Source organism: Paraglaciecola sp. 2405UD69-4, from assembly GCF_047525415.1.
Taxonomy (GTDB): Bacteria; Pseudomonadota; Gammaproteobacteria; order Enterobacterales; family Alteromonadaceae; genus Paraglaciecola.
The window spans coordinates 255,017-270,684 of sequence record NZ_JBLIXM010000003.1 but is presented as its reverse complement, the minus strand read 5'-3'; the positions used below and the strand labels follow the sequence as shown (position 1 = coordinate 270,684).

At 40.1% G+C, this 15,668-nt stretch carries 9 protein-coding genes; 3 read left to right on the top strand and 6 right to left on the bottom strand.

Going from position 1 to position 15,668, the window contains the following annotated elements; all coding sequences use genetic code 11:
* Positions 1-114: 114 nt before the first annotated feature.
* From ACMUMK_RS13385 to ACMUMK_RS13375, 3 genes are read left to right on the top strand one after another with little or no spacing between them, the layout of a single operon-like run.
* Positions 115-2,286, top strand: coding sequence for a TonB-dependent siderophore receptor (locus tag ACMUMK_RS13385; protein ID WP_414701648.1), 2,172 nt, complete (start codon positions 115-117; stop codon positions 2,284-2,286).
* Positions 2,287-2,311: 25 nt separating this feature from the next.
* Entirely contained in the window at positions 2,312-2,845 is a 534-nt protein-coding gene (locus ACMUMK_RS13380; RefSeq protein WP_414701647.1) for a hypothetical protein, read from the top strand.
* Between the two features lie 6 nt (positions 2,846-2,851).
* Positions 2,852-4,285 carry a PepSY-associated TM helix domain-containing protein gene (locus ACMUMK_RS13375; RefSeq protein WP_414701646.1) on the top strand — a complete coding sequence of 478 codons (1,434 nt, stop codon included), beginning with the start codon at positions 2,852-2,854 and terminating at the stop codon, positions 4,283-4,285.
* 25 nt (positions 4,286-4,310) lie between these two features.
* On the opposite strand, the gene ACMUMK_RS13370 is transcribed toward ACMUMK_RS13375, so the two are convergent.
* From ACMUMK_RS13370 to ACMUMK_RS13345, 6 genes are all read right to left on the bottom strand, one after another.
* Positions 4,311-8,732 carry a family 16 glycosylhydrolase gene (locus ACMUMK_RS13370; protein WP_414701645.1) on the bottom strand — a complete coding sequence of 1,474 codons (4,422 nt, stop codon included), beginning with the start codon at positions 8,730-8,732 and terminating at the stop codon, positions 4,311-4,313.
* A 63-nt stretch (positions 8,733-8,795) separates the two neighbouring features.
* Positions 8,796-9,527, bottom strand: coding sequence for a PEP-CTERM sorting domain-containing protein (locus tag ACMUMK_RS13365; protein WP_414701644.1), 732 nt, complete (start codon positions 9,525-9,527; stop codon positions 8,796-8,798).
* Positions 9,528-10,049: 522 nt separating this feature from the next.
* Positions 10,050-12,341: a chondroitinase-B domain-containing protein gene (locus tag ACMUMK_RS13360; protein WP_414701643.1), complete on the bottom strand. Its 2,292-nt coding sequence runs from the start codon at positions 12,339-12,341 to the stop codon at positions 10,050-10,052.
* A 116-nt stretch (positions 12,342-12,457) separates the two neighbouring features.
* Positions 12,458-13,633 carry an aminotransferase class I/II-fold pyridoxal phosphate-dependent enzyme gene (locus tag ACMUMK_RS13355; RefSeq protein WP_414701642.1) on the bottom strand — a complete coding sequence of 392 codons (1,176 nt, stop codon included), beginning with the start codon at positions 13,631-13,633 and terminating at the stop codon, positions 12,458-12,460.
* Positions 13,634-13,791: 158 nt separating this feature from the next.
* Complete coding sequence (locus tag ACMUMK_RS13350) at positions 13,792-14,058, bottom strand: DUF3325 family protein (RefSeq protein WP_414701641.1); 267 nt, start codon at positions 14,056-14,058, stop codon at positions 13,792-13,794.
* Entirely contained in the window at positions 14,048-15,598 is a 1,551-nt protein-coding gene (locus tag ACMUMK_RS13345) for a PepSY-associated TM helix domain-containing protein (RefSeq protein WP_414701640.1), read from the bottom strand. Before ACMUMK_RS13345 ends, ACMUMK_RS13350 begins: the two co-directional genes overlap by 11 nt.
* Between the last annotated feature and the right edge of the window lie 70 nt (positions 15,599-15,668).

Below are 15,668 nucleotides of genomic sequence, written 5' to 3'. Positions count from 1 at the left end.
AAAGGCACAGTAAAAACACCAAAAAAACCTAATCAATAACCATTATCATTTACATTAGTATTATGTATACTCTCGCGAAAAAATACATAATCATTTAAATGGCATAGGTTAACCATGAAACTAAAGCACACACTTAAACTTTCTCCGCTAGTTATAGCAATGGGAATGACTAACGTTTTGGCACAAGAGGCTAACGAAACAACCACCACTACAAATAACAACGAACAAGTAGAAGTTGTAGAAGTGGTAGGCAGTGTTTCAAGGTTTGGGGCCACTAAATCTAACACCCCTATTTTAGAAAGTGCCCGCTCTGTATCAATTGAAACTATTGAAAGCTTCTTAGAAAAAGGCGCATTAAACCTATCGCAAACCACCACTTATATGGCTGGTGTATCTGGAGAAACCTTTGGTTTCTCAACCCGAGGAGACTGGATAAGGATCCGTGGGTTAGAGGTGCCCCGCTACCGTGACTCTATCCAAGAATTGTTCGGAAGTTACAACACCACTAGAACCGAGGTTTACACGTTAGAACAAGTCGAAGTGTTGAAAGGCCCTGCGTCTGTACTTTATGGACAAGGCTCAGCGGGCGGACTCGTTAACGCTGTCAGTAAAACTCCCAGAGCCGATGCAGCACAAGAGATATCACTGCAACTCGGCAATTATGACCGTAAACAACTTAGCATCGATTTTAATGGTTCATTAAATGATAGCGAGAGTGTTTTAGGGCGTTTTGTGGGTATTTACCGTGATTCTGACACCCAAGTAGACAATGTTGATGACAACACCTTAGTCTTGATGCCTTCAATTACTTTTTTACCAACGGATGATACGAGCATTACCTTTATTGGGTTATTTCAAGATACCCAGAGTGATATCGGTTCTCAGTTTATTCCAATTGAGGGTACCTTAACTCCTTTAGCTGATGGCAGCTATTTAGATCAAGATGTTTACGCTGGCGAGCCTGGATTTAATAAGTTTGATACAGAATCTACTCAGTTTACTGTGCTTGCAGAACACATGATTAACGACAACTTTTCATTAAGCGGAACGGCTTTGTGGCGCGAAGGTGAAGCAGACTATAACCAAGCTTGGCCAACATTTTGGGGAGACGGTGTAAGCCGTTATCTAAACACTCTATTTGGAGCAACAATTGCCACTGACACCACAGTCGCTCGCTCTTTTTATCAAGCAGATAATAGCTCAGAACAAGCTGCGATTGACCTTCGTTTAAATGGAGATTTTACAACAGGTGACTTTGAGCATGAGATTTTAGTAGGTGTGCAGTATCAAGATGTCAAAACAGATAACAACTCTTCATATTACTATGGCGGTGGCGTGCTAGAAGGAGACTATAGCTATATACTTGACCTAGCAAACCCAGTATATACAGGTGCTCCAGACCAGTCTGTATTTGACGCAATCTATTACGATGCCCCCTCAGAAACAGTGAAAGACACAGGTTTGTACCTATCCGATCAAATATCTATTGATAACTGGCGCATCACACTTGGCCTTCGGTACGACAATGTAGACAACACCACAGCAGCAGCTCCAGATTTTGGCATTGAAGAGTCGAGTCAAAGTGATGATGCGGTGTCATTTAGTGGTGGCGTACTGTATAAATTTGATAATGGGTTATCACCCTATGTAAGTTATGCTGAATCATTTGAAACGGTAGTAGGTACTGATTCTTTAACCGGTGATGCATTAAAACCACAAGAAGCAGAGCAATTAGAAGTTGGATTAAAGTATGAACCTCAGAGTTTTGCTGGTTACTTCACCCTAGCTTATTTCGATATTGTAATTAGTAATTTAGACAGCCCAAGTGCACTACCTAATGCTGTCAGTCAACAAGAAGGCGAGTCAACACTTTCAGGTATCGAGTTTGAAGGTAAATTTGCTGTTGGCGACTTTGATATTCAACTTGCTTACGCCACACTTGATGCAAAAGATCCTGATGGATTTCATCTTGCAGCAACGCCAGACAGCAACGGCGCAGTTTGGGTAACATGGCAACCCGCTAAGTTATTACCAAACTTCAATATAGGTGCTGGCGTGCGTTATGTGGGTGAAAGTGTTGCTGAAACTAGTACTGTTAACTACACAACACCAAGCTATACCCTTGGAGATATCATGCTTGGCTACCAAGTCTCTGACAATCTTGATTTAGCACTAAACATACGTAATGTAACTGACAAACAATACCTTACCGCCTGCCTTACTCGTGGTGATTGTTTTCCAGGATTGCGTCGTAGTGTTAACGGCAGCTTAACCTACCGTTTTTAATCATCAATAATAACCGGAGATAGCAATGATATTGATTCTAGCAATAATGCTTGGCTTAGTAGGCAGCTATATCATTTACCTAAGTTGGAAGCGTCATAGCAAAGGACTTGCTATCTCTGGTTGGTGTTGTTTATTTGCCAGCCTACCAGCCCTTATTGTGCAATTTGGTTTGGAATACGGCAGTGTTTTGGCTGTATTTTTACCCGCTTTATATGTGTGGTTGGGTATATTTCAAGAGCAAAAAAAACAGATTTATCCTAATGAAATAAACAAGCCGCATCAGGCTATTTCATTTAATTTTAAGAAAATTGTAGTCAACAGTTGGAATATAATTTATCAGTTAGTCTTACTTTTGTTTGTCAGTGGGGTGATAACAATATGCCTAGTTGACTTGATACCTATTGCTAAACCCGAACAATTGGCCCTAGGTATGATTGCTATGCCTATTGTCTGGGCTGGGTTGTCTTTTTGGCACTTAGTTTCAACAAATAAAACAGCCAGCCTTACCTTTAGCTTATTCAGTTCTCTTGCTGCTAGCATTTACTTATTTGTGGTGTAACCATCCATGCAAAACCCTACTCAATTACCCGTACCTACATTAACTAAACGTTCATTATCTGCACACACTTGGCTTGGGCTATTCGTCAGTGCTTTTATGTACATAATTTGCTTGTCCGGCACACTAACTGTTTTCCACCAAGAGTTAGAACGTTGGGAGCAACCTAATGTAATTGAAACTACTGATTTTGATATCGCCACAATCGAGCAAGCCTACGACAATTTTGTAAACACATACTCTGAAGAAACTGAGCACATGCATGTGGTTTTTCCTACTTCAGGGATACCTCGCTTAGTCATAGAAGATGATCATGTCGCTCACTTCGTTAATTCAGATGGCTCGCTGGGTGATACGGAACAAAGCTATTGGACCAAAATGCTTGAAGATTTGCATTTTTATCTACACTTACCTAAGAGCTTTGGCATGATCTTAGTGAGTGCATTTGGCGCTCTTTTGTGCGCATTAATGTTATCAGGTTTCTTTGCCCATCCCAGAATAATAAAAGATGCGTTTAGGTTCAGAAGAGGAGGAACGGGGTTACAAGAAAATATAGACTTACATAACAGATTTAGTGTTTGGGCTTCACCCTTTCATCTAATGATTGGAATTACAGGTGCCTATTTTGGATTAGCTACCATATTAATAGTATTAGTGTCTCAGGCATTTTATGAAGGTAATAACCAAACTGTGATTGACGAAGTATTCCCACCTGAGCCCATTTTAGAGCAAGCTATAGTTAAGCCTCAAATAGGTAAAGCAATTAACTATGTGCAAACCAATAAACCCGATGCAGAGTTAATTTTCCTTACTGTTCATGAGCCAAATACCAAAGGTCAATTCATTGAAATTTACACTAAAATGTCGAAACAACTAGTGTACTCAGAAAACTTTCGTTTCGATGCAGATGGTAATTATATAAACCAAGGAGACTATCGCACCTTAAGTGGTGGTAAAAAGCTTATCTACTCTATGTATCGGCTTCACTTTGGGGATTTTTTGGGTATGCCAACTAAAATCCTCTATTTCATACTGGGGATCATGCTTACAATTGTGTCAGCTACTGGCATTAATATTTGGCTTAAAAAACGTAAAAAACAAGACCTTATCAATCAATGGTGGCCAACCCTTGTTTGGGGTACTCCGGTGGCCTTATGTATCAGTGCGACTATTAACTTGTATTTTGCTACCCGTTTAGACGCGGTTATTTGGGTTACGCTAGTGATAGCGTTAGCCGCATCCAAAAATATAAAAAATATACCGCAACTTATTTACTGGCTTAAACAAGCACTCATTTTTACTTTGTTCCTTTTCATTGTTTGTTACTCAGTAAAGCATGGAAGTTCAGCTTTTAACTTTGCAGCCCTGCAGATAAATGTACCTTTAGCACTATACGCTTGCTACCTGTTTATCAGAACCCCAAAGCCCAATCTACTAACATAGACTGGGCTTTTTCATTAAAGAAGGTTTACTTTGCGATGTAATAATCCGTTAAGTAGATTTTATCTGTGTTATTTCCGCCCACTCCAAATATCGCTATTTGGGTAAGCTTAGATAAGTCCAATGGAATCTCACTTAAATCAATACTGACGTCACTCCAGCTGCTATTTACACTTAGCGGGACTTTAAACTCAGCGCCATCAACAATAAAATCTAAAGTGTATTCAGAAAAGCTACCAGTTGAAGCAATCTTGAAATTAAGAGATGTATACTTGGATACGTCTATATCGTACTGCTGCACATCGCCGTATATATCTCCCATTAAAGCGAGTACCGCACCCCACCCACTGCCTTTAGATAACTCAAAGCTAGTCAAGCCGCCGTAAATGACATCAGACATAAATGTTGTGCCTGTAGACCATTCATTTAGGGTGATATTACCGTCATTAGCAAAGTTATTGTCATCAATAATCATGTCTGTATCTTCACCAGTTGAAGAGAAAAACACAAATTTATCATCAGAACTGTCTTTTTCAGATTTTAGTTTGCCAGAGTCATACATGATAAGGTCAGTCACATAAATATCTTGGGAAGCTGAACCTCCTTGATACACACCAAATAAGGCTACTTGGCTGACATTAGATAGATTCACCCCGTACATGGCTAAATCAATATCAATAAGATTCCAATCCGCTTGGCTAGCTAAGCTAAAGCCCACTTCTTGGGATACTTGGTTACCATTTACATTAGACACAATAGCAAGAGCATAACGTTCAAATGCTCCTTCAGAGGCCACTTTGAACTTTATGTTGGTATATTCAGCAAAATCCACATCATAGTTATCAATAGTTGAACCGTCAGATATATCACCTTGCAGTGCTAATACCGCTCCCCAAGACCCATTTGCACTTAACTTAATACCATCAAGCCCAGCATAATTGGCATCAGAGATAAGCGTGCCGGTACTCCACTCTCCAAAGATAACATTGCCCACATCACTGTTATTGTCGCCATCAACAATTAAATCACTAGGCACACTTTCATCTGATGAGATAAATACAAAGTCGTCGTTAGTTGTACTATCGAAGGGAATTGTTTCATCTTGGATAAAGCTAAAATCAGTGACATAAATAGTCGACACACCTGACTGTCCGCCAATACCATAAACCGCTATCCAATCGACTGTAGATAAATTTAATGGAATATCTGAGGTATCTAGGGTTACGGTTTGCCAAGTATCAATGCTTTCATCTATGGGCAGTGTAATTTCTTTACTTACACCATTACCAGATATCGCAATTTTGTATCCACTTGCGTAACTGCCTGTGGTCGCTAGTTTTAACTCGATACGATTAAATAAGCTGAGGTCTCCATTTATACCATTCTGGAAAGCCAGAACCGTGCCCCAATTTCCTTGCTCTGGCGAGTTTGAGCTAGATACTAGCTCCCACCCCAGTAAACCATCAAACATGACATCACTTTGAATACTGGTACCTGTACTCCATTCGCCAACAGTATCTGACTCAAAATTAATATCGGAGTCACCAGTAGAGGATATTAAAGTATAGGTATCTCCATCTATGGGCTCGCCGCCATCACTATCTTGCAAAACCACACTAACATCATCTATATATACTTCACCGACTTCAGCCCCTAGGTCAAACAGTACTCGATTGTTTTCGCCACCAAAACCTGTGGTTGTAATGGTAAAAGAGTAAGAGACCCAGTCAGTGGTAAGAGAGGCGGTTTCTGCGACATTTGTCCAAGGGTCATAGTTAAGCCCTAACCCCACTAAAATTGTACGTTCAACCGACGCTTTAGCCTTAAAAGAAACAATATAGGTTTCATCTGCGAGTAAGGTCATAACTTGACTTAGGTTTACATCCCAGGCGTTACCAGCAGCTAATACATTGGCATAAAAAACCTTATTGCCGTCTTCTTCAATAACATTTACAGCGCCAATCCAATCTTCACCGCCATTATCAAATGAACCATTACTAACTAAATCACCGTCTTGGCTGCCATCATCGCCGCCATCATCTCCACCGCTGTCATCATCACCGCCGTCGTCATCACTTCCTTGTCCATAGAAACGAATGTTATCGAAATATACGATATTCTCTTGAGTACGGCCTGCATTGTCAAAATCTGGAAATACGATAATTTGATCAATATCTATGGCCTCAGCTAAACCAATATAGCCGCTAAAATCAAAGGTTAACTCTTCCCATTCATTGATTAGGGTATTAGCTACCTTGATCTCTTGCTGAGCACCGCCACTATTGATGGCAAACTTTACACCCACATCACTGATAACACTTTTGTACACCATCATTTTCACTATGCTGTTGGTTTCATCAAGTGTTAACGGGCCAAACTCGCCATGCACAGTTTCGGTTCCTACCCAAGGTGCACCAGTAACACGGGCAGTAAATTTAGCAACAGTAGATGAGTCATTAATTCCTGAAGTATCTGGGTTATCCACAAACTCAAGGGCTGGGTTGTCGTCATTCTCAAACACATTCCAGTTTACCGAAGCACCATAACCGCCTTCTTCAAAATCAATAGGGGTGATATCGCTTAAGTTGCCGTCATCGCCACCATCATCTTGAGTTTCAGTTATAGTGACATTATCTACTCGATAAACTGCACCTTCACCTGCTCCCCAGTCTGGGAATATCATTAATACATCAATACCGTTAAGCTCTAAACCAGCATTACTCAGGGTTTTAAGGGGGACTGAATAATGTTGCCATTGTGAGGTAGGCGCGGTGATAACAATATTCGCCTCGCTCGCGGCGCCACCTTGCTCAACTTTAAGGTTCCAACCTGCAGATGCATTATTAGGAGGGGTAACCAATTTCAAATCAAATTCCAGCACACCTGTATCTTCTAATGGTGAGCCATCATAAGGTGCAGGATTCTCAGCAAAGTTAGTATTAAAACCCAATACAGTAGGCTCAGCACCAACAACAAATTCCACTACGTTTAAGTAATCACCATCTTCATATTCGATAGTGGGCGTAGTCCCCCCACAGCAATCCCAAGCTGGCCATGCTGGATTTAGAGTGTCTTCAAAAATAATGAGGTCTTCGGCTATTCCATCTGAAGGTGGAATTGGAATAGGAGCTTGCCCTTCGTTTAAGGTACCTCCTTCATCGATGGGATCTAAATAACCATCGGTAACCGTTGCACACCCCTGACCATTTGTGGGGTTAACTGAACATTCATACACGCGAACATAATCAACTTGAAACTTATTGGTACCGTCAAATGCCGATGGATCAACACCGCCTTGATTGACATTTTCGGGCCAGTTTCCACCAACAGCGAAGTTTAAAATCATATGAAAACGTTCATCGAATGGCGCTTCTGTGTAAGCAAACTCACCGTCTTGCTCTGTATACCACCCTCTATGCTCTAGGCCATCGGCAACACCATTTTCATCATAAGAAACTTCCGATTTCAACTGAGTTTGATACAAGACACCGTCTACATACCAACGGATCTCACCTTCTTCCCACTCAATGGCATACACATGAAAATCATCAGCAGGGTTAGCTTCATCAGGTAAAGCGTAATCTAAGCCGGAATAATCATTATTAGGCCAACTTTGACCATAGTGTAAAGTGCCATGTACAGCCGACTCCACAGATCCAGTGCCATCATCTAAAGGCACACCTAAATTGACGGCTTCAAAAATGTCAATTTCACCTGAATGAGGCCAACCACCGTACACATAATCTGTAGGCAACATCCAAATTGCAGGCCATGCCCCCTGACCAGTAGGTGCTTTGGCTCTTATTTCAAAGCGGCCATACTTCCAGTCGCCTTTATCTATTGTTCTCAATCTAGCTGAGCTATAAGGCAAAGTTTGATTGTCCTCAGCTTTAGCAACAATATTTAAAACACCATTTTCAATATAGGAATTCTCTGCACTATCGGTATAACACTGTCTTTCGCTATTGCCGCCGCCATCACAGTTAACTTCGTGAGACCATTTAGATTCATCAATCTCAGAGCCTTCAAATTCATCGCTCCAAACTAAACTCCAACCATCATCCTCAGCCTGCTCATTTCGTAATGAAGCCTTGAAACTAAGTACTTTCCGCTCTAGTTCAAAGTCAACTCTTATGGTTTGTGATGCCCCAGGTTCCAAAACAGTAACGGGTAAATCAAAATATGGCGCATCATCTTCATTCACGCCATCTTGGTTCGCTACAACTAGAGTCGCATCATTAATAACAACACGAAAAGGCCCCTCAACAATTTCTGAGCCGTTATTTGCGATAGTTACATAGGAGTAATAGACGCGATTGATGCGATCTAATGCTGCTCGAGAATTAGCAAGACTGATATCACTTTCAATGTTTTCCCAACCAGCTAAGGCAGCTGTTGAAGACAACATTAGGGCGCAACAAAACCCCTTTGCGAATTTAAAATTTTTCATACTATTCCTTTAACAAAGAATGCCTACCGACTAGTAATCTAGTAAGTTGATAAAAAGATGTGCCTAGATACTTCTCGATGAATTTCGTCTATTACGCAAAAAGAGACCTATTAGACCCAACGAGAATAACCAAACAGTTGCTGGCTCAGACACCACAGCATCAACTTCTGTCAATGAAACACTATTAATTAAAAAAGAGGAGCCGTATGCATCGGAGAAACCAAATTCGTCTACACCAAGGTTCAACTGAAAATCTAGAAACCAGCCAGTCTGGTTTGCAAAAGAACTATCAATTTCATAAGACACTGTTTGGCTCAGTGCCTGATTTATATCAGTTGGCTCATATAAAAAACCTAACTCGCCGCCTTCATCAAAATAATTACCCATCCCATCATTCAAGCCAATTAAAAAGTAATCAGCAATAAAAGAAGGGCCGGTGTTATTCGCTTCAGTATCCACTGAAAAATCAATTTCAAGTAAAAAATTAGTATCATTAGTGGTCGTAAAATCGAGTTCTTGATATAGGGTGTTTGCAAACCACGCTTCATCAATAGGTGTCCCAAAAACGTCACCTGTTGTATCAAAATGGTCAACATTAATTTCTGCACTACAACTTGTACCAGTGCTTTGAATTGCAAAATCGTTTCCCATGGATATATCACCAAATCCATCTGTATCTTTTTGCCAGCCAGAGAAGTCACAGCTTGCAAAATCGCCGTTCGCTATCATTGTCGCCGATACATTGACGCTAGCTAAGCTAAGTGCTGCCAATGTAAAACCTGTCGCTATTTTCATATTATCTACCTTAGGAATTATTTTAAGTGCGAATAGAAGAAGGCATTAAGGCATTTCTGAAACAGCTATCTGTCAAAGAACTAACCTCTCTAAGCCGTAGTTGATTTCGCATAAACCATCATTTGTTAAATAAGCAAGCCCCATAAAAACAATTAAGAAACGTTTTATTAACAAAACAAGAGTAAATTGCCGATTCCAGATAACATATGTTTTTGCGCTAAGGTGATGTCTAATAGTGGATAAAGCGGACATGTAACTAAGACCAGCTTTGGTTGACACTACAGGATGGACTAATAGCGCGATCAATAGGCATGAAAAAGACTGTCTAGCTATATTTTTGTAATTAGCAGAGCAGAAAAATCAGCATTAGGAATTTGAAAACAAACTAGACGTTGTCTTTAGAATGAAGCTGGTGAGTGTTCATAAAATTTACGTGATTATTGGCAAAAAAGAATTAACGGTTCCATTCAAAAGTAAACCGCCAGCTCCTGAGTATCAGGAGCTGAACTGTATAATGATAATTTAGTACATCAACTCTAGTTTCAAGTTTTGTACTATTTCGACTTTACCTGACTGGCTAATCTGGTTATCAACTGGCTTTTGTCCTTTTTCTCCCCACAATACTGCAATAAGTTTTACAGGGTTATTTTTAAAGGTGTTGTTTTTAAGGACTAGGTTAACTATTCCCCGGTTCTTAATTAGTAAGCCATTCTCTTCACCTGATTGGGTAACAGTATTATTTTCAAATACTAAGTTACCACCAATGGTTGATTCATCATAACCGCCACGGTGATAATCGATTATTAGCCCAGAGATTTGCTCAAATTTAGTATTCTTAATAGTCAAGAACTCTGCGTTATAGTCACCTTTGTTATCAGTTTCTTGATTTAATAAAAATCCAGCTTGGTTATTTTTGATAACGCTATCTAGAACAACAATTGAATCAGCGAACGAGCCTTTAGATACCTCTAAAACATTTTTAAAGCCAGAGATAACACTGTTTTTAATAGATAAATTATAGGCTTTAGACATGTACTTATCTAAGGTTGAGAAAGCATTTTGCTGACCGTTGCCTTTAAGGGTTACACCATCTAAATGTAAGTAACCTTTGGGCTCCATAGAAAACCCTGTGTCTTTAGAGGTAAAGTAAATAGTCGGACTACTATTACCTGGCGCAACGATAGAAATCGTTTTGTTAATCGCTAAGCTACTAGATATTGCATAATTTGCAGACGTCAGTTCAATAATATCACCAGAGCTTGCGGCTGCTATCCCATTAACTAAATCAGCAGAGGTTGCAGCTTTAAATACACTAGGTTCTTTTTCTGCTTGCTCGGTTACAAACCAAGAGGTACCAAACTGGGTTTTATCAAACAGACGGGCGTCTGATTTTACAGGGCTAACCATAGCCCCCACACTATTATGTGAAGCTCTTTGGGTACCAAAAAAATCAGTGGTAATTTTATCAAAATCAAAACCGTGATACACGTCAGTATATTGAGTCTCTGGGACTAACAAGCTTTCAGAAACCGGCTCCATAGATATGGTCTGCTTTACAATCCCGTCAGTTTTAACGTCTGTCTTGTTATCGTAATTGGAAATATTGTTTTTGAAGGTAACCCCGTCAACTTCATCATAGTGATAAATGGGGTATTCTGATTTTGTAGAGTTATAAATCAAATTATTTGCAAAAATAGTCCGTATGGGTCTGGCTGAGCGTATTTCAGATTTTGGCAAAACTGCACTTTGAGATACATTTGAGCCCACGCTAAAGTACCAAGGTGTGGGAGATTCAACCCAAGTATTGTAAGCCACAACCACATCTGTCACTTGGTTGTATCTGTTTAAAGGCGACTTTGGAATACCATTCATAACCGCTATAGGTGCTCTGAACTTTTCACCTTTTAAATTATAAAAGTAGTTGTTGGTTATCCAATGCCCAGTATTAACAACACGAATACCGCCAAAAAACTCTGATTTGCCATCACCAATAAACACATTGCCATCAATAGTGGCATAGTTGCCATGGCGTAATACTAAAGAGCCTTCACTTTCAAAAAACACGTTATTTTTGAAAATATTGAAATTAGATTTACTTGATATGATTTCAACTTCACCATTAACTCGGTCAAAAAAGTTATTTTCAACATTAGTATAAGACGGCGTCATAGAAGTACTGCTATTACCTATTTGCAGTGTTTCTCCATGGGGGCCACCTTTTCTGGGACGTGGCCCAAAATGGTTATTGATTATTTGATGGTGATTATTAACGTGTTGGTTTCCCTTAAGCTCCACCATAATAGTAGGGCCAAAGTTAGACTTACCGGTAATATAGTTATTGCTTAATTCGTTATGCTGTCCCCAAAATTCCACCCAACGGTCAGTCACATGGCGGTCTAACTGGGTGAATTCTTCTATGACATTATTGGTAAACTTTGAATGGAAGGCGACTTTGTCGTCGCTGATCTTAAACCGAACAAGGGCTTTAGTGGGTGAGTAACCATTTCTAAAATGCAAGCCTTCAACAACAAGATAATGTCCACCTAGATGTAGATTTGAGACTCCTTCAATAAATACTTTACCTGCGGTCTCCGCTTTTAAGGTGATGGGCTCTTGCTCTGTTCCTTCGCCGTAAAACTTTATTTGTATGTCTTTATAAGTGCCATTTTTTAGGACGATATTATCGCCAGCTTGTACATTTTTTATCGCCGCCTTTAATTTGGCGTCACTGTTTACAAAAATATCTTTCGCTGTAACAACACTAGCGCTTAGGGACAAAAATAAAGTACCCACACATACTATTAATTTATTCATAACATCCTTTAATTTGACTTAATAACCCAAGCCACAATAGACATTTTCAGCGTGCTAAGCAAGATGTCTATGAGGCAAGCTTTTCCCACTAAAACAACATAAACAGTTTAAAACTTTTAACTATTCAAGCTTCCCATAAACCTTTCTAATCTAAGTAGGCCCTCTGCTAACTCGGATTCAGAGGAAGCAAAAGACAAACGTACAAACTGCTTATCAGTTTGTTCACTAAAATCATTACTGGGCGTGAGTGAAACATGGACTTGCTGTAACACTTGTTCACAAAATTCCATTGCCGTTAACCCAGTTGCTGTAACATCTATATAAACATAAAAAGCTCCATCTGGAACCACTGGCACACTTAAGCCACATTTATGCAGTCCAGCAATAACCAAGTTTTTACGAGTAACCAAAGATAATCTACGAGCTTCACAAACCGCCAATGAATCAGCTGTAAAACATTGCAAGGCAGCTTTTTGAGCCAGAGTAGAAGGACAAATATAATAATTTTGCGACAAGCGCTCCATCACATCTACAGCGTCTTCTGGCACTATGCACCAACCTAAGCGCCAGCCTGTCATACCAAAATATTTTGAAAAGCTGTTTATCACAAAAGCTTGATCATCAATTGATAGGACACTTGTGAGTTCTGAATCAGCAGGTCCGTGATGTAAGTTCAGATAAATTTCATCAATGATACGCCAAGCGCCTTTATCCTTTGCAAACTCACACATTTTGGCTAACTGTTCGGTAGCCACAGCCGTACCTGTAGGATTAGAAGGTGTGGCGAGCATCAAACCTCGGGTGCCAGATTGCCAATGTTGCTGGAGTAAGCTGCTATCTAACTGAAAACGAGATTCGGCCTGGGTAGGCACTAATTGCACCTTGCCACCAAAGCTTGTAATGAATTGTTTATTACAAGGGTAACAAGGATCAGCCATGATGACTTTGTCACCTTGGTCAACGAGTGCAGCTGATAGCAACATTAAAGCGGCTGAAGCACCAGCGGTTACCACGACTCGTCTTGGGTCAATATCGATTTGATGTTTAGTTTTATAAAACCCTGCTATGGCGGCTCGTAATTCAGGCAAACCTAAGGCTGATGTATAAGGAAGAGGCGCATTTACAGCTAATTGCTGCATAGCTTTTAATACATCTGGCGGCGCACCAAAATCAGGCTCACCAATATTTAGCTTAACAACGTGATTTCCCTGGGCTTCAATAATGGCTGCTTTTTCACTAAAGGCCATAGCTAAAAAAGGAGAAATGGCCTGTGCACGCTGAGAATATTTCAAATGATACAACTTAAAAATTAACAAAAATACTAGCCCCATATTGTGCCATTATTTTTGCCATTAATCGCCTTTAAAAATGCTATTTCATATTAAGCCTGTTACTTGCTAACAAGCTTAACAAAATACTCAAATCGAAGTTATTTTTAGAGGCAGTAGCATTACTTTGCAATTTTAGCGTGCAGTAAAGCCACCAGAACAATATTCACCGACAACCAAACCAACCACTCCACAGCCGATACAGTGAAACTTGTATTTACAGAAATCAAAGCGCCAATAGAGAACACCATAAGAGTAACACCTAGCAATCTAAGCCCTACTTTCATGCTATTGCTAAGTTCAACCTTAAAGCTTGCATAATAGTGTTTATGCATTGCTAAAGATAAACACAGCAGGCTAAGCAACTGCAGAAAGAAACTAGTTAGCATGATATTTTACTGCTTTGTTACTTGATAAGGGAGTGACACTTCGGGCTCTTAACCAAAGGGCTGTTTTTGCAAGCACCGCCCCCACAACTAATAAAACCAATGCAAAACCCACATAGCTTGTATTGAACTGTACAACCCCATTTATCAGCCGGTTGCTATCTTGGTATAGGTCAATAACAGGCACCATAAAACACCCTATGGCAGTAAGGAGTAACTGCTCCACCCAAGCCTTGCTAGTGGGCCGAAGAACACTATGAATTAAACAAGCCAACCAAACCCACAAAAACACCTGAACTTCTGCATCTGCTCTGTTTTCTAGTCCTACTGGAAGCAATCTATTACTAATAAAAAACGCAGCAATCGCTAACGGTAAACCCGCTATAACGGCTACATTTAAACGCTCTACTATTTTATGACCTAAGTGCTTTGTTTTCACTCGTTCGAGGCGCTTGTTTAACCAAATAATTGAACCTGTTGCAATTAAGGCAGTTGATATTAATCCTAACCAAAACAATAACCAACGTAACCCAAGGTCAGCAAAGTGTGCTTCATGTAAGCCCCAAAAAACTTGTCGCACATTAGCAGCCGTACTAGCTTGGGGATAACTTTCTAACAACTTACCGCTATGAGAAGAAAAAACTAAGCGCTCGGATTGCCGAGATATAGTTTGGTCCTTAATACGTTCAACGATAATTCGCCCCGCCTCACTGTATGGCTGTTGAAAAGTAATTCGTTTGATTGGATTTGCTTCAGGCCAATAGGATTGAATTTGCTTTTGTACAGGAGTGAAGTCTTTTAAAGGAATAGTTTTTGGTGCCTTGTCGTCAACACTTTCTAAGCCTGGGCTAATGATACGACTAACAGCCCGCTCTCCTCCCACATAATGGTCGGCGCTAAATGGCATGTACATGATCACATAGACCATGATGCCGCTTGTACAGATCATGATACAAAATGGAATACTCACCAAACCCGCTAGTGCATGAAAGTCGGTTAGTGTTTTCGAGAGTTTTGATAGACGGAGCGTAAAAAAGTCTCGGAAGAAACGTCTGTGAGTGAATATACCGGTAAATACTGCAACCAACATAAACATAGCTGCTATTCCCGCATAAAACCTTCCACCATATTCCCGTAACTCAAGAGTGTAATGAAACACACGGAAAAAATTACCACTTGCGGTTTCTCTTGGGGTAATAATGGTAGTTACATCAGGCTTAAGTGTATCCACACTGAGATTTAGCCTTGTGCGATTTCTCCTGCCTTCTCCCCATTGAATATACCAATCTTGTGTTCGTTCACTTGGTAGGTAAATCAGCCAGTTTGAGGCATCTTGCCCTCTGGCATGCAACTCATCTAATGAGCGATTAACAATATTTGGTGTATCTGTTACCCGAGTAAGCTCGGGCTTCATCCACTGAGTAATTTCTGGGTTAAAGTAGCTTAAAGTGCCAGTCAAAAAAATAGTAAATAACAGCCAACCAAGTACTAAACCAGAATAGGTGTGTAACCACACCATATTGCGTCTAAACCCGCCTTTCATAAAGAGCCCAATACAAAGTAAGGGCCAATACAAACACAGGCTAGGATCATCAAATCTCTCAATAGAAGCA

Excerpts from the sequence above, each read along its gene's own strand:
- ACMUMK_RS13385 (WP_414701648.1), top strand. The coding sequence starts at position 115 with ATGAAACTAAAGCACACACTTAAACTTTCTCCGCTAGTTATAGCAATG.
- ACMUMK_RS13380 (WP_414701647.1), top strand. The coding sequence starts at position 2,312 with ATGATATTGATTCTAGCAATAATGCTTGGCTTAGTAGGCAGCTATATC.
- ACMUMK_RS13375 (WP_414701646.1), top strand. The coding sequence starts at position 2,852 with ATGCAAAACCCTACTCAATTACCCGTACCTACATTAACTAAACGTTCA.
- ACMUMK_RS13370 (WP_414701645.1), bottom strand. The coding sequence starts at position 8,732 with ATGAAAAATTTTAAATTCGCAAAGGGGTTTTGTTGCGCCCTAATGTTG.
- ACMUMK_RS13365 (WP_414701644.1), bottom strand. The coding sequence starts at position 9,527 with ATGAAAATAGCGACAGGTTTTACATTGGCAGCACTTAGCTTAGCTAGC.
- ACMUMK_RS13360 (WP_414701643.1), bottom strand. The coding sequence starts at position 12,341 with ATGAATAAATTAATAGTATGTGTGGGTACTTTATTTTTGTCCCTAAGC.
- ACMUMK_RS13350 (WP_414701641.1), bottom strand. The coding sequence starts at position 14,058 with ATGCTAACTAGTTTCTTTCTGCAGTTGCTTAGCCTGCTGTGTTTATCT.
- ACMUMK_RS13345 (WP_414701640.1), bottom strand. The coding sequence starts at position 15,598 with ATGAAAGGCGGGTTTAGACGCAATATGGTGTGGTTACACACCTATTCT.